A 24,190-nucleotide genomic window follows, 5' to 3' on the forward strand; every position below is an offset into this window, starting at 1 on the left:
CAACTCCTTTCGGCGAAAAAAAGCCAATTTTTCATTAAGATTGAGACGCTACTTACCGACTATTTCGGGCTAAAGCCAATCTGCCAATGAGTTGGCAAATCAAGCATAAGCAACAAGGGTGAAGGCCTTATGAGCTGAAGAGCAACTAAAACGAAGATAGCCGCCACTTGTAGCGAACGGCGAATATTCGGATGACCACAATGCTCGAACAGGCCAGGATAATATTGATCTCAGGGGTAAGGTTAAACTCCTTTAAGAGGAAGTAGAAGCAGCCACCCAACAAGCAAGTCACAGCGTAAAAGTCTTTGCGGAAGATGAGTGGGATTTCATTGCAAACCACATCGCGGATTACACCTCCGAAAACAGCAGAGATCATTCCCATCATAATGCAGATGGCAGGTGAAACGCCCGCGTTGAGCGCTTTTTGAAGACCCAAGATGGTAAAGACGGCGATTCCAATGGTATCGAATAGAAAAAAGGTCTTCCGAAGCTTTTGGACGTATTTTCTGAAAAGTAAGGCAACACTTATTCCCACAACGATCATAAGCAAGTAGTTGATCTCCTTCATCCACCCAACGGGAGTGGAGCCTAGCAATACATCTCTTAAGGTACCTCCGCCCAATGCGGTGATAAATGCAACGGAACTAATGCCGAAGAAGTCAAGTTTCTTCTCTGAAGCAGTGAGCGCTCCCGAGATTGCAAACACGGCTGTTCCCAGAAGGTCAATGTAGTAGAGTATCTCCATTTTTGGGGTGCAAAGATGGCCATTTACTTCTCAATAAATACCAAGTCTTTGTCCGTCTTGGATGAACACTTTTTATTGACTCTCCGAAGACTTTGTCAGAGCATGGTTCTTTTTTGTTTTCTAAAACGATATTCACATCACTGACTAGTTAAAAGCCTTTGGTTGACAACTGCCATCACAAGAGCACCTGTTCCGCAATAAGTCGCTTACTTTGTGCCTGAAAACAGACAGCAACAAGAGTGGTTTTCGTCACCTATGGCGAAAATCAAAAAAGAATACGGTACAAGACACCGACAAATATCTAGATTCTTATGAAAAGGGTAGTGGTAACAGGAATGGGCGCGTTGACGCCAATCGGAAATACACTGGAAGAGTTTTGGAAAAACTCCGTAGCGGGAAAAAGCGGTGCAGGGCCTATCACCAAATTCAATGCGGAGCACTACAAGACCAAATTTGCCTGCGAGCTGAAGGATTATGACCCTACCAAGTACTTGGACCGCAACGAGATCAAGCGAACAGACCTTTTTACCCAATACGGAATGTGCGCGAGTGCAGAGGCCTTGGAAGATAGCGGATTGGACTTGAATACCTTATCGCCATTTGACGTCGGGGTAATTTGGGGCTGCGGTCAGGGTGGAATGCACGTGCTCGAGACTGAGGTACAAAACTATGTGAATGGCGGCATGATACCGCGCTTCAGTCCGTTTCTGATTCCAAAGATTCTCACCAATATGGCGTCGGGGTTAATCTCGATGAAGTTTGGCTTGATGGGCATCAACTATACGGCCGTTTCGGCATGTGCTTCGGCGAGTTCAGCCATTATGGATGCCTTTAATTACATCCGTTTGGGAAAAGCTACGGTGATTGTGACAGGAGGCTCTGAATCGGCCATTACTGAAGCTTCAGTGGGTGGATTTAATTCCATGAAGGCCATGTCGACGCGAAATGATGATGCGCAAGGTGCTTCCCGCCCCTTTGACACACAGCGCGATGGTTTTGTGATGGGCGAGGGGGCAGGTGCCTTGATCTTCGAAGAATACGAGCACGCCAAGGCGCGCGGCGCTAAGATATACGCCGAGGTAGTCGGTGCATCTATGACGGCCGATGCCTACCACATTTCATCTCCTCACCCTGAAGGTTTAGGAGCTTCGCATGCCATGCAGTCTGCATTGGCAGAAGCCCGACTCAACCCCGAAGAGGTCAACTACCTGAACGTGCATGCCACTTCAACTCCGGTAGGAGACTTGAGTGAGATCAATGCCATGCAAACCGTTTTCGGTGGAAATTACGCCAACCTGAAAGTGAGCGCAACCAAATCCATGACCGGTCACCTCTTGGGTGCTGCAGGAGCTGTGGAGGCTATCCTTTCGGTGAAGGCCATCGAGAACAACATCATACCGCCCACCATCAACACCACTGAGAAGGACCCCGAAATACCGGGAGAGGTATCCATTGTATTGGGGGAAGCCATCGATCATCAAGTCAATGCCGCCATGAGCAATACCTTTGGCTTTGGCGGCCACAACGCCATATTGGTGTTTAAGGGAATCTAGTCCATATAAGCTTCGAAGTACGTACTTTACGCATTGAAAAAAATTCGGAAGATGACTGTCCTATTTGATCCGTTTCAAATGGAGCCATAGTACATTCGGATAGCTAAAAAAGTATACCATGGGAATATTCTGGGATTTATTGCAAGAAGATGAGCTGGAAAAGCAAAAGGAGCAGACGAGTAGTGTTGAGGAGCGCGTAAAGCTTTTGGAAGAAGATTTGGCAACGACCAAGGCCTTGCTCAAAAAGACGCTGATGGCGCTGGAAACACATTTGGTAAAGGACATTGACGGTGACGGAAAGGCAGGTGAGGGCTAATCCTATCAATTTTGCCGGGTATAACGCACACATCAAAATTGAAGTAGACAATCAATGATCAAATTCTTCCGACACATCCGACAACGAATGATTAAAGAGAGCAGGTTTTCGAAGTATATGCTCTATGCCATCGGTGAAATCGTACTAGTGGTCATTGGCATACTGATCGCTCTTCAGATCAACAATTGGAACGAGCAAAAAAAAGAGCTGAAGACTGTGACGGTCTTGGCCAATTCTCTCAAGGAAGATTTGAATAAGGACGTTGAGTTTTTGCAAGGTGCTTTGGAATTTAGCCAAAAGAAAATAAGCAGTTGTGATACTCTATTGGCACTCTTATCAGTGCCTCAAGAAAATTGGGATGTGGAAGGCATTTATAGAAGCCTAAACACTGCCGGGCAATCAAATCCGTTTTTTCCTACAACGGGTACTTACAAGCAAATCGTCACGTCCGGGTCCCTCAAACTTTTTGATCAATCCATAGCCAATCAGCTAAATGGGTATGATATGCAGTTGCAGAAATTGGCCTATTGGACAGATGCTGAGGACAAAACACTTTGGCTCATCGCAGACATTGCCTGGAAGGGTATGAGTATGCAAGCCATCGCAGATATTCGTTTCAATCATGTACAGACCAGAGAGCTGATTATGGATATTCCACCGGCATCAGTCAATGAATTCATCAATCTCACATCCGCCATAAAGACATACAGAACCAAAGCGGAAATGGAGTATAGGAAGCAATTGAGTCTTGCTGATGACTTAATAGATTCATTAAATGAGACTTATGATTTGAAGGAACGATGATCAAATTCTTCAGATATTTTTGCCAATCTCTTTTCTTCAATTTCACTTTCATCCATTTCAATTGAAAATTATATGCTCACATCCCAACTTATAGATATCATTCAAGGCATCCCAAAAGCCGAACTCCACTTGCACATCGAAGGGAGTTTTGAGCCCGAACTTATGTTTGAGATTGCCAAGAGAAATAACATCGCCCTTGCTTACGATTCCATTGAATCGCTGAAGGAAGCTTACACTTTCAACAATCTCCAAGAGTTTTTGGACATCTACTACACAGGTGCTCAAGTACTGATTCACGAGCAAGACTTTTTCGACTTGACGTGGGCATACCTAACTAAAGTACACAGCCAAAATGTAGTTCACGTAGAAGTGTTTTTCGATCCGCAAACTCATACTGAAAGAGGTGTTCCTTTCGATGTGGTGATCAACGGCATTCACAAAGCGCTGGAGAAAGCCAAGAGCGAATGGAACATGTCTTACAAACTCATCATGTGCTACCTGCGCCACTTGAGCGAAGAAGAGGCCTTTAAGACACTCGAAGCCTCCTTGCCTTTCAAAGAATGGATAACCGGTGTAGGCTTGGACTCAGCAGAGCGCGGTAACCCGCCGAGCAAATTTACGAGGGTCTTCAAGGCATCGGCTGCTCATGGCTACAAGTTGGCGGCGCACGCAGGAGAGGAGGGGCCTGCAGAATACATTTGGGAAGCCCTCGATTTGCTAAATGTAGTACGGGTAGATCACGGAAACCGCTGTTTGGATGACGAAAAACTGGTGGAACGACTGGTTGAACTTCAAATGCCCTTAACCTTGTGCCCCTTGTGTAACCTTCAACTCAAGGTGATTAAAAGAATGGAAGATCATCCGGTGGCCAATTTGCTAGAGAAAGGAGTGTTGGCAACGATCAACTCGGATGATCCCGCTTACTTCGGTGGCTACATGAACGAGAATTACTACGAAACCGCAAAGGCGCTGAACTTAAGTAAGGATCAATTGAAGCAATTGGCGATCAATGCTTTTAAAGCCAGTTGGTTGACTCCTGAAGAAAAAGAGAAACACATTGCTCAGGTAAAGAATTACTTCGACTCCTTTAATTAAGATTCGTTGCGGAGCCTTTCATTTGCATTAACTACAGAAAATGGGATTCAACATTGTACTTATCGAACCTGAGATTCCAACAAACACCGGGAATATCGGTCGCTTGAGTTTGGCTTCGGGATCGAGCTTGCACCTCGTCAAGCCATTCGGCTTTGAGCTGGATGATAAGAGGGTTAAGCGGGCTGGCCTCGACTACTGGCAGCACATCACCCTTCATATCTACGATAGTATTGACGATTTCTTTGAGAAAAACAAAGGCAAGCAATTCGCTTTCTTCTCAAGTCACGGAGCTCAGGACTATACCTCCATCGATTACCAAGACGAGATGTTTCTGATCTTCGGAAAGGAATCAATGGGGCTACCTAAAGAGCTGGTAGCGGCAAACTCTTCTAAAGTCTACCAAATCCCCATTTTCAGCCCGCACATTCGAAGCCTTAATCTGGCCAATTCAGTCAGCATAGTCGTTTACGAAGGCATTAGAAATTTAGGGTTGTCGAGGCCATTGTAAGTGATATCTTGCGTGAAGATCAATTTGTCATAAAAACAAAATAGCCATGAAACCAGCATACCCCAGATCATTTTCCCATATTGGAATTACCGTTCCCGACATACATAAAGCCGTTCAGTTCTACTCGGAAGTGATGGGCTGGTATACCATCATGGCCCCGTCGAAGGTGAAGAAGGAGAAGGAGACTGCTATTGGCCAAATGTGCATCGATGTATTTGGAGATGACTGGGAAGAGTTTGAGATTGCCCACATGTCTACGTCGGATGGAATTGGAATTGAGCTCTTTTCATTTCCTCACGGGGTAAAAGAAGCGCCGGCTTTTAACCCTTTCAACACCGGTCTTTTCCACTTTTGTGTGCAAGATCCAGAGATCGAAGCTTTGACAAAAAAAATCGTGGAGCACGGAGGAAAACAACGCATGCCCATTCGGGAATACTACCCCGATGAAAAGCCATTTAAAATGGTTTACGTCGAAGATCCATTCGGGATAGTCTTCGAAATCTACACCCACAGCTACGAGTTGACCTACTCTTCGGGTGCTTACCAAAAGTAATAGGCTAAAAAAAGCCCGACGCTGGTATCACGTCGGGCTGATTCATGTTTAGTTGTTTTTTTATTCCTTGATCACTTTGCGAACAGCCTGTTTTCCATCAGCAATGATGTGCACCAAGTAGATGCCTTGCGCTTCTTGAATTTCTAAGAAGATTACTTCTCTGCCATTGGCAGTTTGACTGGATACCGTGCGGCCTGTTATGTCTCTTACCGTTATGGTAAGGTCTTCCACGTACTGACCGAAAGCCAATTGGAATCGGCCGTTGCTCGGGTTGGGGCTTACCTTCAAATCGGGTAGGGCAGCAGTCAGGTCTTCCGTACGGAGGACGATGTTTGACACTCTAAGCGTCACGTCCGTGTCGGTTACATCCACATCAAAAGTGAATGTATCTCCTTCGTAGACTGCTTCTACCGTGGAGGGAAGATCAGCCACAGTGGTATCGACGTAAGTCATCACCACAAATTCATCGTCGAGTTGGGGGCTATACCCGAGGTTGATATCGAAGGTTCCAAATAGAGAAAGGTTATCTCCATCGATGATGAATACGTCATGCTCTGTCTCAGGAGTAGTGCCATTGATATCAAGGTGGTAAACAGCTTCGGCCGATGTTGTCAGGTTATTGCCCGAATAGGTGATGCTTCCCACTGTTTCTCCAGGATAGAGATCTCCTTCCAAAGCACTGTTATTGCTATTTATATTGAATGTGCCATCGCCTCTCAGTTCACCATTTCCATTGTATTCCGAACCGAACCAAACAGAATCATTTCCGAGATTTACTACTCCTGATTCTATATTATTCACATTTGCTGCTACGGAAATGAATCCTTCGCCGGCTTGAAAGTTGATTTGCCCGGTATTCAAAAGATTGGCTGCAGCGAAAGAGCCCGATATGGCCATGCTTTGATTTACGTTGATGATTCCATCTGCTTGGTTATCCAGCACAGTGCCTTGTGATAGAACAAAATTTTCTTCAGTATTTATGTTTAACACCCCGTGGTTAACTAATGTACTACCGAGAATCGAGCTTCCACCCGTTACATTGATCGTCGAAAAATTGTTTAGTACACCCGTGAAGTCTTGGCTTGCACCGTCCCATGCCACTTGTCCGTTCCCCGAAAAGTTAAAAGAAGCGGATGTCTCATCTAAAATCCTGAGGTTGCTATTGACGGTTAGCGGTCCTTCAAGTTCTCCTGTGTGATCGCCTTCAAGGGTCTTAAGTAAATTACTCCAAATCATCTCAGAAGACTCAGCTATGTTTAAGACAGCTCCTTGGGTTGTTATCTGAGAGGTGATATCAACGGTACCGCTGGTAATGTTCCATTCGCCATTGGTATTGATAACCGGAACCGCAATGATCGCGGTGTTGGTTCCGCCTGTTTTATTGATGGTTCCTTCATTGGTCAAGGAGTAGTTGCTCAAGAATCCCGCCGCAGTAATGGTGAGGTCTTCATCGATATTCATAACTCCTGTTGGGCTGATTTTCAAGACAACGTTACCTGTCAAGCTAAATGTGCCGGTGCCTCCTTCCTCGAAATTGATGGAGCCGGGCGCGGTAACGTCCAAAATTCCGTTTCCGGTCATTCCTTTTTCCAGATCGCTGGTTACGTTGAGCATTCCTGCGACGGTTAACACGCCATTCCCACCAAAAACGATGTCTCCTGTCACCAGATCGACAACCGATCCGGCCGCAAAAATCGAACTCTCAACAAAGGCGAGATTAGCATTGATGTCCATTGTAGCCCCTGCATTCACCGTAATCATATTGCATACAGCATTTTCGTTGATATCTAATGTGGCATTGGATGGGATGACTACGTTATCGTTTACCGTTGGAACTCCTTCGGGAGCCCATTTGGTTTCGTCATGCCAGACCCCGCCATCATCGGATATCCATGTTTTAGTTTGAGCGTTTGCGGTAACTGCGAGCAAGACGAATAATAAAGCGTAAATGTTTTTCATAATACATTGTTTTGGTAGGAAATGATTGTATCGAGAAATGGGTTTTTCGTTTTAGCCATCACTCTTTGCTCTACTCATCGAGCCATCGCAGAAAAGGTGAACGTGTATCCGAGCCTTTTTTCGGCAGCATCCTGAAAATGCCGGATATGAATTAAATGGATAAGTGGTCCTGCAAAGGAAAAAGCCAGTTTAATCCAGGTGCTATTCAATTGACAAATAGGAAAGTGTCAGTAGGATGTGTACTTTGTTTCTCTTAATCAACCTCGACCTATATCATGAAGCCTAGTTTTTTCCTGGTCTTACTGCTTTTTACCACTACTCTGGTAGCACAATCGCACCGCGATTCCTTGCGCATGGTTTGGAACGATGCCTCGCAAGCCGACACCTCTCGGCTCAATGCACTAGATGAGCTATTCGAAGATTTAATTGATACAGATCCCGATAGTGCTATCTACTATTCAAACCTGCAATACGATTTTGCCGAAGTGCGAGGACTCAAGGAGGAAAAGGCAAAGGCATTGAACAATATCGGTTTGGCAAATGACGAAAAAGGAGAGTTGGAAAAAGCCTTAGAGCAATTCCAAAAAGCCCACGATTTGTACGAAGAAGTTGGCAATAGAAAAGGGATGGGCGAAGCCTTGAAAAGCATTGGGTCGGTTTATTGGACTAAGGGAGAATATGCTGTTTCTATTAATTATAACGTGAAAAGTAAAGATATCGCTGTAGAAATTGGTGATCGAGAAATGGAGGCCGGATGTTTAAGAAGCATGTCATATTCTTATTTCAATCAAGGGCAATTTGCTACATCTACCCAATTAGTAATGGAGAGCTTGGATATAAGTGAAGAGATCAATGATGATTTTGGAGTAGCGTGGTGCATTAATGCCTTGGGGGTTATATATTCTACACAGGGAAACGAAGAAAAAGCGTTGGAATACTATATCCGAGGTTTGGAAATGAATGAAGAAGCGAAAGATACCATATCCATATCTTTTTCCTTACGCAACATCGGAAGTAGTCTTTTAGAAATGGGGGACGATGAAAAGGCTTTGGAGTATTTTGAAAGGTGTTTGGTGCTCGATAAGGCGATGACCGCAAAAAGGAGTTTGTCCATTACTCTCAGCGCAATGGGGCGTCTTTCCCAAAACCAAGGCAATTTCGAACTGGCCCTAGATTATTACAACCAAAGTCAAGATTTGGCTGAAGAATTAAAGAACAGAGACATGGTAAAAGATAGACTAGAAACCATCGGCAATCTACATTTAGAAATGGGCAATCTCGACCTGGGTGTATTGAACTGCAAAAAAAGCTATGACATTGCCATGGAAATTGGATCAATCGAAGGTCTGATGGACGCTTGTGAATGTCTTCATAAGGGATATAAAGCCAAAGGTGATTTTGCCGCTGCCCTGAAGTACCACGAAGAATTCCTCGTTTATGATGACAGCATGAACGTTGCTGCCCTTGGGGAGGACTTGCAGCAAATGGAGTTTGCAAACCTGATGAAAGAAGATAGTTTGAGGAGCGAAACCGAAAATATCAGGGTGCAATTGGCACATGAAATTGAGGTGTCGGAAAAAGAGAGATCAAGAAATCTGTTTATGGCCGGTGGGATCATATTATTTCTGCTGGCTATTGGCTTGTTTACGCGAAACCGCCACGTAAAGAAGTCCAGAGATACAATCAGCCATGAGAAAGATCGATCCGAAAATTTATTGCTCAGTATGCTTCCCGAAGAGATCGCAGAAGAACTCAAAGAAAACGGCAGGGCAGAGGCCAGAGATTTTGATATCGTTTCCATACTTTTTACCGATTTTAAGGGGTTTACGGCTGCCAGTGAAAAGATGAGTGCCCAAGATTTGGTGGCGGAGCTCAACACTTGCTTCGAAGCTTTTGATCGCATTGTAGACAAATACGGTATCGAAAAAATCAAGACCATCGGAGATGCTTACATGTGTGCGGGTGGGCTGCCATTGCCCGATGAGACTTCTGTCAAGAAAACAGTCATTGCCGGGCTGGAGATGCAAGCCTTTATGAAAAAACGAAAAGCTCAGCGAGATAGCGCGGGGAAGCCTGCCTTCGACATGCGTGTAGGTATCCATACAGGCCCTGTAGTAGCAGGTATTGTCGGGTTCAAGAGATTCCAGTACGACATTTGGGGCGATACGGTAAACCTCGCTTCCAGAATGGAGAGTAGCGGTGAGGTAGGGAAAGTAAACATCTCACAAGCCACCTATGATCATCTGAAAGATGAGCCTGACTTTAGCTTCGAAAGTCGAGGGAAAATCGATGCTAGAGGAAAGGGGAAAGTGGAAATGTACTTTGTAAAAGAAGCATAAAATCAATATGCAACTTTTGGTATATTATTCTTTTACCACTTTCAACGTTTTAACTTCGCCGCCTTGAGCAACCAGTTGAAGAAAATACAAACCGCTGGTTTCAGGCAGTGAATAGGTAAATGAACGAATGGAACCCAAATTTTCTGAATGCACGTGTACACCTTGGATAGTGAAAACATGCATCGTTACATTTTCAACCAAGACGTTCAAGTCAATACGGATCTCCCCGTCAGAAGGGTTGGGGTATACGCTTGCTTGAGCTAATTTAATTTCTGACAGACCTGTCGTTCCCATCTGATATACCCTTACATGCCCCGCATTCGGCGCTGATCCCGCATTGAAAATGGCACCAATGGCCAAGCTGTTGCCATCTCCACTCAGGTCTACAGAAAAACCGGATTGATCTCCCTGAGACTCTCCAAGTATGTCTTCTCCTTGCTGGATCCACTCACCGTTCATGTTTTGAAACACCCGTACTTTTCCACGGTTATTCCCAAAAGACTTTGCGGCTACTACTACCGTAGCTCCGTCATCACTGAGGCTCACACCGCCAAAGCCACCGACCCGTTCATTGCCCACCGCTCCGGAAATATCTGAACCAACTTGTGTCCATTCATCGGCGGTGTTTTCAAAAACGCGTACAACACCCGAAGAGGGTAAAATGCCGTTGGCCAAAGGAGCGCCCATAGCTAGAGTTGTTCCATCATTGCTCATTCTAACCGATACTCCGGTCAAGTCTCCCGGACTAAGGCCCATAATATCTGATCCTACTTGGATCCAATCTCCATCGAATTGAAATACTCGAACATGGCCATTGACTATATTATTTTCTCTGGTGCCTACAGCCAATACTTGACCATTGCCGCTTAGGCACAGCGAAGCCCCAAAAGGTCCACTCAACGAATTACCATCTATGTCGCTGCCCATTTGAATCCATTCACCACCCAACACTTCAAAAACGCGTACATGCCCAAAACCATTTCCGTCGGTATCATTTCCTTCTGCTCCAATGGCTACTATCGTTCCATCGTCGTTTAAACTCACTTCAGTGCCAAATTCGTCCATAGCTGCTTCACCTTCCATGGCGCTGCCTACTTGATTCCAATCACCATCCTGCTCTTCATACACTCGCACTTGGCCCGATAGCGTTCCATTCACACCTGCATGGTGGGGCGACGATATGGCCACTCGTGTTCCATCGGCGCTCACGCTTACCGAAGTGCCTGAGCGATCTCCCTCCGATTCTCCATCGATGTCTGATCCTATTTGCGTCCATACACCGCTTATGTTTCTGTACACGCGCACATGACCGGCATTGGCACCATTGCCGCCATTGCTCAAAGCACCAATGGCCACCGTCAGACCGTCTGAACTCATACTTACACTGCTACCCGAGCGGTCTTGCGCAGCTTCCCCATCTATATCGCCACCTATTTGAACCCATTGGGCATTCGACGAAAAGGAGAGTAAGAGAATGGTGAAAATGATGATAGTTAGTTCTTTCATGTCAATGTGTTTTGGTTAGTATCCACATCCTAAACCATTGGTTCAAAATGCGATTCAGGCAAAAGCAGTCATACACCTCGATCTGAAGACAAGGTAAGAATAGTACTGACATCGACTTATCGGAAGTGCCTTATTGATGAGAAGGGCAGATATGCTTATGTTGTGCTCGTTTGTTGCAGCCAGCGAGTCTATGATCAAAATTTTTAAACGACAGCGACCAAATAAGATGAAAGATGATTCGATTCTTTAGAAGTATCCGACAGCGGCTTTTAGCTAAAAACAGATTCACACAATATGTGGTCTACGCCATTGGCGAAATTGCCTTGGTTATGATCGGGATCCTGCTGGCATTACAGGTCAATAACTGGAATGAAGAGCGCAAGCAGCAAGAATCCCTCAAGGCTATATACCTTATTACTAAGGAAGATTTAAGGAATGACATCGTAGAAATTGACTCTTTCCTTAAAGATTATGAAGAGAAAAGAAAACCCGCCTTTGAAGCCGTACTGAATACAAAACTCACCAAAGAAGACTGGTCGAATAACCCAACTTATAAAACCGTTCTATTTGGGTTTAAGGATTTCGCCATCAACCAGCGCGGGTTTGAATTACTTAAGAGTCAATCCAACCAAACGGTAGAGCAAAACCTCGATTCAGAGATCATCTTATTCTACAACCGACACAACATAGAGATAGAGGTGGGAGTGAAGGAATTGGGTGACGAATTCTCGCATAATTTGAAGAAGCTCAAAAAATACGATTGGTTTTCATCCTACCAACTACATGGAGAAATGGATGGTGCAATCGATTATATCATGAATGATCCCATTGCAAAAAATGATATCACTCTGTATTATCTCATCTATGCTATCTACGTGGAAGAATTGAGAGACTTTAAAACAAATGGAGAAGAATTGATCCGAAAGATTGATGATCATATTTCTGCAGATAAGAAATAGCAAAAGGCGGGTGTAAGATGGTTTAAGCAGGTTTCCTGCATTTCAAGTTCAACCATTCGACTATCTTGCCACCTCATAATCCGTGCATTCAACTGCTCTAACCAAAATCAATGCCCAAAACAAAGGATCATTTAATAAGAGAAATTGGCTTTGTAGGGCTCAGCTCCAATATTATCAATACGATAATCGGATCGGGCATTTTTGTCTTGCCGGCTATTGTCGCAGCAACTTTGGGTGCCGCCAGTATTTTGGCTTATGTGCTTTGTATTATTCTGATCACGCTGCTGATGCTGTGTATTGCCGAGGTGGGGAGCAAAATAATTGATACAGGAGGACCATACATCTACATTGAAAAAACCTTTGGGAAATTTGCCGGGTTCTTGACGCTTTGGTTGATCCTGCTGTCTACCATATCGGCGGTTGGTGCTATTGCCAATGCCATTGTGAATGTGATTTTCACCTTATTTCCCATTGTTGAGGGTGAGTTTGTACGGATCTTACTATTCGCTATCATGTTCGGAGGATTGGGGTACCTCAATGTCATAGGACTCAAGAAGGGAGTCGCATTTGTCAAAACAATCACAATTCTCAAAATCGTTCCCCTGCTTTTAATTCTACTCATCGGCTTTAAGGATGTTGATTTGACCAACTTGGTTTGGGATTCAGTCCCTTCCTTTGAGCAAATGGGCAGTGCATCGCTTGTTTTGTATTTCGCTTTTACCGGCGCAGGTTCTGCGCTTTCCGTGAGTGGAGAGGTCCGCAAACCACAGAGAACCATTCCTCGAGCTATACTCTTTAGCATATTTATAGTCGGAGTCATCTATGTCTTGATTCAAACCGTGGCGCAAGGTGTTCTGGGAGATTCACTGCCCTCATTTACTGAAAACCCTTTGGGCGAGGTTGCTGAACGTATTTTCGGCCCCATCGGGCTCACCTTAATCATCATGGGTGCGGGTGTTTCTATGTTTGGAAGCTTAAGTAGCAATATCTTGAGTATCCCCAGAGTTTTATTCGCCGCCTCGACTGACGATGTCATCCCGATCAAAATACTGTCCAGAGTTCACCGCAAATACGCCACTCCGTATATAGCTATTATCACATTTGCAGGTTTGGGGTTCCTTTTTGCCTCGGTTGGTGGATTTCAGGAATTGGCCATCGTTTCCAGTGCTGCTGCGCTAGTTATTTCTTTAGCTACTTGTGCAGCCGTCATCAAATTGAGAAGAAGCAAGATGTATGAAACCAATGGAGAAACGTTTAAAATTCCCGGTGGTTATACGGTACCTATTCTAGCCATTGCAGCAGTACTTTGGTTCCTCTCCAATCTATCTGCCAATAAGCTTTTGGGGTTTGGATTGTTAATTGCCATCTTGACCGTCATATACTTCTTGATCAATTTAAAAACGGTCAAGAGCCTATTGGAGAAGGATTCAGGAATTGAAAATGCACATACTAAAGATGGTGATAGTAATGAAAACTGATAATAGATCTTTACTTCTTCGTCGCAACCCTTTTCCAAATCTCGGGACGCGTCTTTTGCTTATACGTTCCATCTCCTGCCGAGACCTCTTCCATCTGAGATAGCAGTTCTTTAATGCGTGATGAGAGTCCTTTCAGAGATTTACCGTTGGCGCTTTCGAAAAAAGCACTGGTAACTGCGTGTTCGTGACTGGTCCACGTGCGGCCATACTCTTGCCAATAGGCTTCCACTGCACCGTTGTAGTCTTCCTGGAGTTGTGCGGCAGGAATGGCATCAGTTGTGGTAATGTCAATGCGCTCGCTGTAGCTGATCGATGTTACGCTCTCCTGAAAGCGCTTAAACGTTTGACGTAGCTTAATGCCCGGCCAGAGTAGTTCCAGTGCCCCTTCTTTAGGACGGTACACGGCCGTATAGATAGTGCCAAAACCCTTGCTGTACTTTCGGTTGAAGAGGGGTGCTTTTAGAAATTCCATGGCGATTTGCTCGGCGGTGCGATCGCCTTGTGCCAACATATCGTGGAGGTAGAGCTCGCGTTCAATGGTTTTGGTAAAGTCAGCATGCTCTGGCCAATCTACCACTCCCTGATGGTTGGTAGAGGCGCTGAGGTCGGTAATGGTCGGTGGGCAATCGGGAGCTACTTGCACCAAGCGATGCTGTCCCGACCGGTTCATGAGCATAATGTTGTAACTCATGTGCGAAGGAATGCGGTGGAGCACCTCCACAGCCTTGTCGAGGGTCGTGCAAAACTCCAAGATGTAGCGCAGGATAAACGGAATTCCGAATCCATCGGCTACTACTTTTCGTCCGCCAAAAGTGAGGGAAACCACCAGTCCGCTGTCATTCATTCCATCTACCACACCTGTCAGGCAATCACCCATGGCGATTACTTCACGATGATTCCAGTGGGAATGCAACAAGGTTCCTTCGCTTAAGTTGGGATCAAAATCGTAGTTGCGCACGAGCTGTGCTTCTTTTTCGCTTACAATTTGCGCACAACCGCTCATATAGGGCGGAGGACGATAGCCCGTGAGAAAACGATGCGCCACGGGATCAGGTCCCGCCAATTTGCACAGCTTCAAATAGGTCGGGTAGAACTCGGGCATGTACTTCCTCAGTTGGGTCTGACACGTTTTCAGATCAGGGCTGTCTTCACCTTCTTTCGATAGGAACCATGCTTTGTAGGCAGGCCAGTGCGCCTGAAAGAGTTTTTGCCATTTCTTTCCGGGATGCTTCTCAGATATGGAATGAAGATCGAGGTTCATCGAATAACTGCGGTCTCTTTAAGATGTGGCGGCAAAAATACGCATTGTCCGATGAGTAGTTGGGAAAGTGGCTAGATGAGGCTCGATGTTACCGCTGAGAACGCTAAGGATGCGAAGAACGCTCCTCAATCGCGACTGCGATTCTCTGTGTACTCTTCAAATAACACCCTGCTTTTTACTTTTCTATGCGGACTCTGTGTAATTCTATATTGACCACCTGAGCCTAACAAACAACTGAAGGACTTACTTGAGGTAAACGGTCTTGCGGTTCACAAACTCCATCATCCCGTCTTTTGACAACTCCCTGCCGTAGCCAGAGATCTTCGTTCCACCGAATGGAAGTCGCGGATCGCTCTTCACCAATTCATTGATGAAGTAGGCGCCATCACTTACACGGTGCGCCATGGAGAGTGCCTTGTCCACATCTTTGGTGCAAACAGTTACGCCCAGTCCAAAGCGCGACTGTTCAGATAGTTCAAACGCATGATCGATGTCTTTCGCCTTGATCATTGCCGCGAGTGGCCCAAAGGTCTCTTCGTTAAAAGCGGGCATATCGGGAGTAACATTGCCCAAAACAGTCGGTTCGTGAAAGGCTTCGGTCTGCTTGCCGCCAATGATGAGTTCGGCACCTGCTTTAATGGATTTCTGAACTTGTTCCTGCAGTTGATCGGCCAGGTCTTTTCGCGCCAGTGGGCCCACTTGGGTGCCTTCTTCCATAGGATCACCCGCCGACATTTCTTTGATTCCCGCCACGAATTTCTCTACGAACTCATCGTAGATGCTTTCTACCAAGATAAAGCGCTTTGCCGCGATACAACTTTGTCCGCAGTTGAGCATTCTGGCCGTAAGCGCTGTTTTGACCGTCGCATCGATATCGGCATCTTCCCAGACTATAAAGGCATTGCTTCCACCCAACTCGAGAAGTGACTTCTTAAGGTATTTTCCTGCCAAACTCGCCACTGCCGATCCTGCTCGCTCGCTTCCTGTTAGGGTAATGGCTTTCACGGCATCGTGCTTGATGATGTCTTCAGTCACGTCGTGGTGGACGATCAGGTTTTGAAAAACTCCTTCAGGGAATCCCGCTTTCGTGAAAACGCCTTCGATCATTTCAGCACAACCGAAAACATTGGCCGCGTGCTTGAGCAAACCAACGTTGCCAGCCATTAGGGTAGGGGCGGCAAAACGAAAGACTTGCCAGAAAGGGAAGTTCCAGGGCATCACGGCAAATACGGCTCCGATGGGATCGTGGCGCACGAAGCTTTTCTGCGCTTCGGTTTCAATTATTTCCTCCGCGAGGAATTCTGCAGCTTTATCGGCGTAGAATTCGCACACCCAAGCACATTTCTCGACTTCAGATTTGGCTTCTTTGACGGGCTTTCCCATCTCGAGGCTAATCATTTTAGCGTAGTTATCCACCCCATCGCGCAATACCTTTGCTGCGTTCATCATCAGGCTTCGACGCTCCTCCAACGGAACCTTTCTCCAATTGATGAAAGCCTTATCCGCGCCGTCCAATTTATCGTTGAGTTGTCCTTCGGTCAGAGCCTCATAGTTTCCTACTTCTTTGCCGTTGTATGGGTTGATGCTTCTGAATGTCATTTTGAAAAATGTATTAAGTACTATGTATTAAGATGTGACGTGTTAATAATGGTTTGTCACTTCGAGTGATTTAGCTGAGGTACAAAGCTAAATTGTATCGAGAAGCTTTTGAAGGTCAATACTGCCTTAAGGTGTTCTCGATAAAATTTTCTACTGCGTCAAAAATCACTCGAACTGACAGACCTTGCCCGTTCGAGTGATTACTCAAACGGTAGGAGAAGTAATGATACCTGGTCAGCCTAAGGACGATTGAGAACACCTGTATGTTCTGAACAGTTGGTGGCAGCGGGGACAAAAAAAACCGATGAGGGATTTCATCGGTTCATTTGAGTTTAAGGGGGGTGATCGTAAACTGCTAGGCGGCCATAATCAATGCGGGGTCGCTGAATGGACTTTCATGTCTGCGTCCGTATGCTTTGACTCTGAACCAATAATAAGTGCCTGGTGTAAGGTTTCCAATGTTGATTTTGCTTTTAGAAGTTATACCAACCGTTGCCCACTCTGAGTTTTGGTCATTGGGGTCAGTTGTGGTCATTTCTACATGATTGCTAACTGAATTAACCACGGGTTTCCACTTTAGCTTGACCATTCCTCCGTAATCCGTTCTCTTTGCCATCAGTGATTCGGGCCTTTGAAGAGGTGCGGTTTCGTTGGCCTCTTTGCGTATGTCAAATCCCGAGGTTAGGATAACATTGGCATCGCCTTCTGCCATGAAGGATACATAAAGCGAGAGTTTACGCAGCATATTTTTCAATTCATCGGTTACTGTATTCCGATTGGCGATTGCAATGCGGTCACCGTCGCTACTTTTAATGTCCAATGCTTCTAGCTTTTCTCGTTTTACAGCTATTTCGGCCAAGGTAGGTGAGGGATCGGGAAAGTGTGCGTTGCCATTCATACTCGATTCTACCGATAGGCAGTAGAAAATTAAATCAGAAGTATTGAGTTTGGCAATGCCTAGTTTAAGTTTGGCCATGATTCCGTTGTGTAATTCGGTTTCTTTGATTGAGTCTTACGCAATCGAGCATTTTTTTGTTACGTTTTTGCCAAATTCTTTTTGGAAAAGGGGAGGAGCATAGAAGAAAAGAGGGATTCCCTATTGGAAAAGGCGGCTTGTCCACAGGAATTGACCAAGAGTCAATAATCAATTGAGAATACCTTGAAGGAAAAGGCTAATAGTCTTTGGGGTATTTTCATTTTCCTATTGGAAAAAGGAATTTTCCTTTTAGGAAAGGGGAAAAGGGTAAAGGGAAAAGAGAGGAGTTAAAAGGGAATGGAGGTTTTTTTGCTGTATTGATTCTAAGTTGTTGCCATACCCAGGCGATACAATCGCGCGGCAAGGGTTGAGGAGGATCAATACTTTGTTCTTAGAGCATTCTTTTTAGAAGGTTAAATTGGGGCAATCCGTATAGAGGTGTCAAATCGACTTTATGGCAACATTGTTTTTTTAATCCCTTTTTTCAGCGATAAAAAAGGGAGAAAAAATCTTGAGAAAGATAAGGCGTTTTTGTGCCCTTTGCGCAAGCTACCCCTTCTGCAAAACCGATGTTAGCGACGGCGGGTAAAAAATGAGAACGGCTTTGTTTATTGAAATAAAACGCTGCTTTATAAATTGCTTTACCACCCTCTTGCATCTAACGCTGGATCATTCTCCGTCACTCCTCCGGAGTGATTGGGCGTAGGACGGGATTAAAGAAGTGGCCTTAATGGGTGGAGGTTTTATTGTGTTTGGAATAACCCACCATATGGCATATTTGCTCGTAATGACCTAAGTACTTTCTTTCATATAGTCTTGCCATTGGACCAATACGTATTTTGTGCGGTTGTTTTCGGTGCGGGTGAGGTATCCGTATTCGTAGCAGAAAAGGTACACGTCGCCTTTTGTGTTTTTCCAGTAGTGTGTAAAGTATTTCGGGTCAAAACCCTCTTTGATCAAGGTTTCTTTTCGGATGGTGGCTTTTCCTGCTTGGTTGTAGTGCTTGAGCAGCTTTCCAGCCACGCGATACAATCCCGCGGCAAGGGTTTAAATAGTAGCTATCACGGTTTTGGGGAGAAGACCCTGCTTACCTGCGTAATCGATTGCATTTTACCGTTTTCGGATGATCAATATTTCATCGTCAGAGAACTCCATCCAAGCCAAATTATAGATGTAGTAAAATGTTTTGCCACGGGAATTGACATGTAAGTGGGTGTGGTACATAAATCGAAACTTTTTGGTTTCCAAAGCATTTCGGTAGACCTTGATTTGCGATTTGTTCTTGCCCAAGAGTTCCAGTAGGATTCCATGGTTTCTTTTGAGGTATCCGTTTATTTCAATGGCGGCTTTTTTGGAGGCGTAGCGTAGTTTGGAGTGATAGACGTTTTTACAAGCCTGCGAGCAGAAAATCTTGTCGGTTCTTCCGACGATGGGTTCGTGACAAATCTTGCACTTTCTTCTCATCTACTCATTTGCTGTACAGTCAAATATAGCTTATCCGTTTGTAACCGTTAAAAACGTTTATAAACGTTTAGCTACGCTTATTGGGGTCTTGGTTGAGTAGATTGTCCAAACAAACCAAAAATTACCGGAAATGGCTACCAGACGAATCACGTTAAAGAACTTATTCATAGCCGATCAGCGGCAGATCGGGCTTCAATTCTACCCCGATCATGTTCTTCAGGCATTGGTGAAAACCTTGCCTGATGTGCAGTGGAGCCAAAAGTTTGGGATGGTCTACGTTCTCAATACCCCATCCAACTTGGACTTGCTGTTCAAAACCTTTGCAGGAGTAGCCTGGATAGACTGCGGGCTCTTTACGGGAAGACGCGCGCGACAAGACAATCCGGAACTAGAGCTCGATCCCGCTCTGATCAATAAGTCAAAGCGGCTTCCGCCATGTCCGCCCGAGTTTATCCAAAGGCTTCAAATAAGCCGCTACTCAACGAGTACCGCCAGAACGTACATTCACTATTTTCGGGTTTTTATGGGCCATTTCAAGGATAAGAAGCTCCTTGAAATCAATGAAAGAGACATTCTCAATTACATACAAGGATTGGTAAACCTTGGTAAATCAGATACCTATGTCAATCAGATGCTCAACTCGGTTAAATTTTACTATGAAGTAGTGCTGGAGATGCCCAATCGGTTTTACTCCATCGACAGGCCGCGCAAAAAGAAGGAGTTGCCTGAAGTGATCAGTCAAGAAGAGGTAAAACTTTTGCTGAATGCCATACCCAATCTCAAGCACAAATGTATTGTTCAGACCCTATATTCGGCGGGCTTGCGGCGGCATGAACTACTTAGCTTAAAGCCACACCATATCGATAGCAAGCGCATGGTAATAAAAGTAGAGCACGGAAAGGGAGGTAAGGACAGACTAACCCTTTTGAGCCCTACCTTGCTTACGAATCTGCGATCCTACTTCAGAGCTTACAAGCCGAAGAACTATCTTTTTGAAGGCAAGCAAGGTGGCCAATACAGCGCAACCAGTGTACGAATGATCATCCATACAGCGGCAAAGAAAGCGGGGTTAAAGCAGCGGATCACACCGCACATCTTGCGGCACAGTTTTGCTACACATTTATTGGAGGCGAATACGGACTTACGCTACATTCAATCACTGCTGGGGCACAGCAGTACAGTGACAACAGAGATATACACACATGTGGCCACCAAGAACATTTCTCAGATTCAGAGTCCGCTTGATAGCCTTTAATTTGTTATACTTGTATAGACATTACACCGATGAGCTGAGACGGTTCAAGAGTTTCTTCATCCAGCTACGCCCATAGGTGAAATAAGCGCAATAGCGCTTATCCAATTGTTGGGCCACATTATAAAGAGAAACGTAAAAACACAATAAATGAAAAAGGACTTGGACCCGAAACATCAATTGATAATGGACTTTATAGATGCAGATGTTGGGCACATTGACACATCATTCAAGGTTATTGATAACATTTCAATCACCGAAATAAACGGGTATATTAAAATACATGAACATTTTACTAAGGAAGTTCGGGAAGACCCAATTCTGAAATCTCGTCTTGAGAAAACGATAAGGTATATTCGTAAGCCCGAAACAACTCTGCAAGTCGTCGAAAAGGAATTGAAACGGATTCAGAATCCCCAAACCCCAAATATATAGAGTTTGAATCCTTGTAAATGCCGACAATGTAATCTTCGGACGTTCTTAAATAATCAAAACGCTCATTTTGTAGCTCTTTAAACCTGCTCATACCCCAAATTTACTACCTTCACTAACTAACTTTGTTATTGAAAAGATGGAAGAATATGAGTCATACTGCGAGAAACTCTCAATCGATGAGCTGAGAGAAGAGATATTCAAGCTTACGCGTCCAGATGACAAATCTCATGCTTCTAATTCTACATTCGCTCTCGGAACCTATTTACTTAAACTGCAAGAGAAATCAAACTACTCCCCAATTTTTCCACTTGAACTATCTCCAATTCCAAAAAATGAGCTTCGTGAATGGGGTGAGCAGTATTCTAAAAGAGTACTTATCGGTCAAGGCGGACTCCAAAAATTTCAAGTTGATGCTGCTTTAAGCTACACTTCCTTTCAAAACCTAACAAAGGAACAGTGGAAGAAAATAAGCTCAGGAGAAATAGACAATTTTCTTTTGTACGTTGAAGACAAGAAAAAGAAAGGTAACTCAGAACACGAATTACCTAATGAATATAAATTACTTGCTGATAATTATTTAGAAGAATATAAAACTGCTAAATCACTGCTTTTTAAGGGATTAGATAATTATCAAAAAAAGCTTTCTGGATGCTACATTCCAATAATAATTGCGATAGTTGCAATTGGTGCTTTAATTTGGTACTTCTTCTTTTAAAAACACAATTTGGACATGGAACTATTTGAATGCCTTCAACTTGTTGCAATAATTTTAGGCCCAGCAATCGGCGTGGCTTTAACTATTCTGTATACAAACCTAAAGTCTAAAAAGGATTTGAAAAGAAAAGAGTTTTTAAATCTAGTCGCGTATCGTAAATCTATCCCAGTTAGTCAAGTTTTTGTTGACAGCCTGAATAAGATTGATGTGATTTTTAAAAACGACGCTCAAATTATAGCAGAATGGAAAAAGGCGCAAGCGGAATTAAAGAAAAAGCCATTCAATATCACCGACTTTGATAATAGAATGCTCGATTTACTAAAGGTAATGGGTGAATCGTTAGGGTATAACATGGATAGACAAACTGACCTTAGCGATTTTTACACTCCCGAGAATCACTATAGCGCTCTCCAACTTCAAGTAACTTTGAATCAAGAGTTTTTAAGAGTATTAGAAAACTCCGAATCCTTTTCCACACCAAAGAAAAAATAGATGCAGTTCTATACATCAACCACTCTATAAAACCAGCATAATACTTAATGAAAACTATGTCAATTAGCCAGACTACAAATACCTCAAGATAGCGCATAAAAATAAATAAAAACGTGGCCCAACAAGGTATATAGTGCATGGCTCATGCTTCGCCACGACACCATATACAGACCGTTGGCGTTCATTTACATCAATATGTCTTAATGCAACAATAATCAACTAGAGAACACGAAAAATCGCACTAAAAAATAAAGTGGTACATAAAACTATCTATGTCTGAATTTGAAAATACTCGACAATTATGGATTGAGAAAGGCTATGAGCAGTTTGCTTTGTTCGGCCCGGAATATTTGAGTATTAATAAACTCAGTAAGGCCATTGGTTTTTCTCGGGCTTCATTTTATCACCATTTTGGGGATATAGATGTCTTTACCGAAGAATTACTCAACTTCCATTGGCAGATAGCCAAAGAGTTCAATAGGATGGGTAAAGAGAATTGTATAAACCTATTTCCAGATTTATACGATCTACTAGGGCAAAATCCTATACCCTTGCAATTTAGTCTACAGTTATTTCATCATCGTAGCCAACCTACATTTAATTACCTATTTGTTAGAACATACCAGGCAACAGCAAAAAGCTTTGCCTTAAAACTCTTCAGTAAGCATTTTGATTTAGCCCAACCGTCAGATGAGGTATATCTATTGTGGTTAACCTTCGGTGAAGCTTGGTATTCAAGGCTAACCCCAGATGATCTGACTTCCGAGACTCTTCAGCATCATGCACAAGAAATTCTCAGGTGCTTCTTCTTCTTTAAGGATTCCACTCTTTACCCTAGGTTTCAAAGCACACTTTAGATTGCTGATTAATATCGAGAATCACTAGACAAGCCTGTCTAGACAGGGGCCTCTGATATATCTAATTTTAAGAATTATTACATCTCAGCTTGGCAGAGGGGTAATGCATTCTTTGAATCCATCACTTGCTGCTTCACATCCTTCTCACTAACTATCCTAGGGTAAAGGAGCTGGGAATCACTTTTGTTGAGATGGATGTAATTACATCCATGGATTTTGCCTTAAATATTAATTAACACTATCATGAATAAGGTAACGCGGTTCTTTTTGACATTGACATTTATATCTGTTGCAAGTATTGGAACAGTACATGCCCAATCAAATTGGGAAGGAGGTATTCGATTTGGCGATCGTTGGTCAGCAGATTTTACAGTTCCTATGCAGTCTGTAAGATTTCACCCCTCTGTATATTTTGATCGATTTGGAATTGGAGGATACTTTGACTGGATGTATGCCTTATCGGATGGCCCTTCGGGATTAAAGTTTTACCCTGGTTTAGGACCGGAAGTGTTTTTTGGCAAAAAGGTAGATGTTGCCATTGCTGGAAATTTTGGTGCAGAATATTCCTTTGATTTTCCATTGACCATTGGATTCGACTGGAGGCCCGGGTTTACTTTGACCAACGATTTTAAATGGAAGTCAAGCAACTGGGGTATCATGGCTAGGTATCGGTTTGGCGCCGGGTCAAAATTAGTTAGAACTAACTAGACCACTCATACAAGAATCATTCAACAGTAGAATCTAATAATGAAACAGCTTAGTATTTTTCTTTCAATTGGTTTCCTCATTCTATTTGCTGCTCCAACATGCGCGCAAGATGAAGGAACCAAAACTCAAGTAGGTGGCATCCGTGTAGGATGGAATTACTCTCAGTATTTTAATGATGGTAATCCTGTGGTAGGTACCTCAGATTATTCTTCATTCTATGCCGGATTCTATCGTGATAACCGGATTGCACAAATACTTCGATTGGGTACTGGTGTTGAGTATTATCAGAACGCAGCTTTTACCAATGACAACAACAAAAGAGTGCTCCATTATATTGGCGTGCCAGTATACTTGAAAGTTAAGCTCGGCCCAGTCTTCGCGCTAAGTGGTTTTGAACCAAGTTTTAAGGTAGGTGAAAATTATACGGTGTTGGGTTTAGAGGTAGATCCTCCAAAAAAGACGAATGGATTTGACGCTCCATTTTTTCTTGGTGCAGGAGTAAATATTGCCATTTTCACTGTTGAGCTAAGGTACCACTGGGGAACTATTGATGTCTTTAACAGTGCTAGAAGTCAGTACCTGCAGGTTGGTGGGGCGGTTTCCTTTTAAGTAATAC

General features: G+C 44.0%; 24 protein-coding genes. 15 read left to right on the forward strand and 9 right to left on the reverse strand.

Annotated elements, in window-relative coordinates:
- Positions 1 to 145: 145 nt before the first annotated feature.
- A complete protein-coding gene (locus tag O3Q51_16085; GenBank protein MCZ4410336.1) occupies positions 146 to 739 on the reverse strand; it encodes a trimeric intracellular cation channel family protein in 594 nt (197 codons plus the stop codon).
- 317 nt (positions 740 to 1,056) lie between these two features.
- On the opposite strand from O3Q51_16085, the gene fabF reads away from it, so the two are divergent.
- The 6 genes from fabF (at position 1,057) to O3Q51_16115 (ending at position 5,574) form a co-directional block, all read left to right on the forward strand.
- Complete coding sequence (gene fabF, locus O3Q51_16090; protein ID MCZ4410337.1) at positions 1,057 to 2,298, forward strand: beta-ketoacyl-ACP synthase II; 1,242 nt, start codon at positions 1,057 to 1,059, stop codon at positions 2,296 to 2,298.
- 118 nt (positions 2,299 to 2,416) lie between these two features.
- The gene (locus tag O3Q51_16095; protein MCZ4410338.1) at positions 2,417 to 2,614 is read left to right on the forward strand and encodes a hypothetical protein; all 198 of its coding nucleotides are present in this window, start codon (positions 2,417 to 2,419) and stop codon (positions 2,612 to 2,614) included.
- Positions 2,615 to 2,668: 54 nt separating this feature from the next.
- Complete coding sequence (locus O3Q51_16100; protein ID MCZ4410339.1) at positions 2,669 to 3,418, forward strand: DUF6090 family protein; 750 nt, start codon at positions 2,669 to 2,671, stop codon at positions 3,416 to 3,418.
- 72 nt (positions 3,419 to 3,490) lie between these two features.
- On the forward strand, positions 3,491 to 4,513 hold the full coding sequence (locus tag O3Q51_16105) for an adenosine deaminase (GenBank protein ID MCZ4410340.1): 1,023 nt from the start codon (positions 3,491 to 3,493) through the stop codon (positions 4,511 to 4,513).
- Positions 4,514 to 4,553: 40 nt separating this feature from the next.
- On the forward strand, positions 4,554 to 5,021 hold the full coding sequence (locus tag O3Q51_16110) for a tRNA (cytidine(34)-2'-O)-methyltransferase (GenBank protein ID MCZ4410341.1): 468 nt from the start codon (positions 4,554 to 4,556) through the stop codon (positions 5,019 to 5,021).
- Between the two features lie 46 nt (positions 5,022 to 5,067).
- Positions 5,068 to 5,574, forward strand: coding sequence for a VOC family protein (locus tag O3Q51_16115; protein MCZ4410342.1), 507 nt, complete (start codon positions 5,068 to 5,070; stop codon positions 5,572 to 5,574).
- A gap of 60 nt (positions 5,575 to 5,634) precedes the next feature.
- Here O3Q51_16115 and O3Q51_16120 read toward each other — a convergent pair whose 3' ends face one another.
- Entirely contained in the window at positions 5,635 to 7,533 is a 1,899-nt protein-coding gene (locus tag O3Q51_16120) for a T9SS type A sorting domain-containing protein (GenBank protein ID MCZ4410343.1), read from the reverse strand.
- A 275-nt stretch (positions 7,534 to 7,808) separates the two neighbouring features.
- On the opposite strand from O3Q51_16120, the gene O3Q51_16125 reads away from it, so the two are divergent.
- On the forward strand, positions 7,809 to 9,872 hold the full coding sequence (locus tag O3Q51_16125; GenBank protein MCZ4410344.1) for a tetratricopeptide repeat protein: 2,064 nt from the start codon (positions 7,809 to 7,811) through the stop codon (positions 9,870 to 9,872).
- Positions 9,873 to 9,896: 24 nt separating this feature from the next.
- Here O3Q51_16125 and O3Q51_16130 read toward each other — a convergent pair whose 3' ends face one another.
- On the reverse strand, positions 9,897 to 11,378 hold the full coding sequence (locus O3Q51_16130) for a T9SS type A sorting domain-containing protein (protein ID MCZ4410345.1): 1,482 nt from the start codon (positions 11,376 to 11,378) through the stop codon (positions 9,897 to 9,899).
- A 233-nt stretch (positions 11,379 to 11,611) separates the two neighbouring features.
- Here O3Q51_16130 and O3Q51_16135 point away from each other — a divergent pair, with 233 nt between their 5' ends.
- Both O3Q51_16135 and O3Q51_16140 read left to right on the forward strand, forming a co-directional pair.
- Positions 11,612 to 12,337 (forward strand): DUF6090 family protein, encoded by a 726-nt coding sequence (locus O3Q51_16135; GenBank protein ID MCZ4410346.1) that lies wholly within the window; start codon positions 11,612 to 11,614, stop codon positions 12,335 to 12,337.
- Between the two features lie 110 nt (positions 12,338 to 12,447).
- The gene (locus O3Q51_16140; protein MCZ4410347.1) at positions 12,448 to 13,815 is read left to right on the forward strand and encodes an APC family permease; all 1,368 of its coding nucleotides are present in this window, start codon (positions 12,448 to 12,450) and stop codon (positions 13,813 to 13,815) included.
- 10 nt (positions 13,816 to 13,825) lie between these two features.
- Here O3Q51_16140 and O3Q51_16145 read toward each other — a convergent pair whose 3' ends face one another.
- The 5 genes from O3Q51_16145 to O3Q51_16165 all read right to left on the reverse strand — a co-directional run bounded on the left by O3Q51_16145 (position 13,826) and on the right by O3Q51_16165 (position 19,115).
- On the reverse strand, positions 13,826 to 15,076 hold the full coding sequence (locus O3Q51_16145) for a C45 family autoproteolytic acyltransferase/hydrolase (GenBank protein ID MCZ4410348.1): 1,251 nt from the start codon (positions 15,074 to 15,076) through the stop codon (positions 13,826 to 13,828).
- Between the two features lie 243 nt (positions 15,077 to 15,319).
- Entirely contained in the window at positions 15,320 to 16,675 is a 1,356-nt protein-coding gene (locus O3Q51_16150) for an NAD-dependent succinate-semialdehyde dehydrogenase (protein ID MCZ4410349.1), read from the reverse strand.
- A 355-nt stretch (positions 16,676 to 17,030) separates the two neighbouring features.
- The gene (locus O3Q51_16155) at positions 17,031 to 17,651 is read right to left on the reverse strand and encodes a fibronectin type III domain-containing protein (GenBank protein MCZ4410350.1); all 621 of its coding nucleotides are present in this window, start codon (positions 17,649 to 17,651) and stop codon (positions 17,031 to 17,033) included.
- 792 nt (positions 17,652 to 18,443) lie between these two features.
- Positions 18,444 to 18,674 (reverse strand): hypothetical protein, encoded by a 231-nt coding sequence (locus O3Q51_16160; GenBank protein MCZ4410351.1) that lies wholly within the window; start codon positions 18,672 to 18,674, stop codon positions 18,444 to 18,446.
- Positions 18,675 to 18,761: 87 nt separating this feature from the next.
- A complete protein-coding gene (locus O3Q51_16165; protein MCZ4410352.1) occupies positions 18,762 to 19,115 on the reverse strand; it encodes a hypothetical protein in 354 nt (117 codons plus the stop codon).
- Positions 19,116 to 19,245: 130 nt separating this feature from the next.
- On the opposite strand from O3Q51_16165, the gene O3Q51_16170 reads away from it, so the two are divergent.
- The gene (locus O3Q51_16170) at positions 19,246 to 20,370 is read left to right on the forward strand and encodes a tyrosine-type recombinase/integrase (GenBank protein ID MCZ4410353.1); all 1,125 of its coding nucleotides are present in this window, start codon (positions 19,246 to 19,248) and stop codon (positions 20,368 to 20,370) included.
- A gap of 292 nt (positions 20,371 to 20,662) precedes the next feature.
- On the opposite strand, the gene O3Q51_16175 is transcribed toward O3Q51_16170, so the two are convergent.
- Positions 20,663 to 20,893, reverse strand: a complete 231-nt coding sequence (locus O3Q51_16175; GenBank protein ID MCZ4410354.1) for a hypothetical protein — start codon at positions 20,891 to 20,893, stop codon at positions 20,663 to 20,665.
- 45 nt (positions 20,894 to 20,938) lie between these two features.
- Between O3Q51_16175 and O3Q51_16180 the strand changes: the two genes are divergently transcribed.
- The 5 genes from O3Q51_16180 (at position 20,939) to O3Q51_16200 (ending at position 24,183) form a co-directional block, all read left to right on the forward strand.
- Positions 20,939 to 21,517 carry a hypothetical protein gene (locus O3Q51_16180; GenBank protein MCZ4410355.1) on the forward strand — a complete coding sequence of 193 codons (579 nt, stop codon included), beginning with the start codon at positions 20,939 to 20,941 and terminating at the stop codon, positions 21,515 to 21,517.
- 15 nt (positions 21,518 to 21,532) lie between these two features.
- The gene (locus tag O3Q51_16185) at positions 21,533 to 22,009 is read left to right on the forward strand and encodes a hypothetical protein (GenBank protein MCZ4410356.1); all 477 of its coding nucleotides are present in this window, start codon (positions 21,533 to 21,535) and stop codon (positions 22,007 to 22,009) included.
- A 272-nt stretch (positions 22,010 to 22,281) separates the two neighbouring features.
- Positions 22,282 to 22,866, forward strand: a complete 585-nt coding sequence (locus O3Q51_16190; GenBank protein MCZ4410357.1) for a TetR/AcrR family transcriptional regulator — start codon at positions 22,282 to 22,284, stop codon at positions 22,864 to 22,866.
- A 243-nt stretch (positions 22,867 to 23,109) separates the two neighbouring features.
- The gene (locus tag O3Q51_16195) at positions 23,110 to 23,574 is read left to right on the forward strand and encodes a hypothetical protein (protein MCZ4410358.1); all 465 of its coding nucleotides are present in this window, start codon (positions 23,110 to 23,112) and stop codon (positions 23,572 to 23,574) included.
- A 39-nt stretch (positions 23,575 to 23,613) separates the two neighbouring features.
- Positions 23,614 to 24,183 carry an outer membrane beta-barrel protein gene (locus O3Q51_16200; GenBank protein ID MCZ4410359.1) on the forward strand — a complete coding sequence of 190 codons (570 nt, stop codon included), beginning with the start codon at positions 23,614 to 23,616 and terminating at the stop codon, positions 24,181 to 24,183.
- The last annotated feature ends 7 nt before the right edge of the window (positions 24,184 to 24,190 follow it).

Source organism: Cryomorphaceae bacterium 1068 (assembly GCA_027214385.1).
Taxonomy (GTDB): domain Bacteria; phylum Bacteroidota; class Bacteroidia; order Flavobacteriales_D; family Cryomorphaceae; genus JAKVAV01.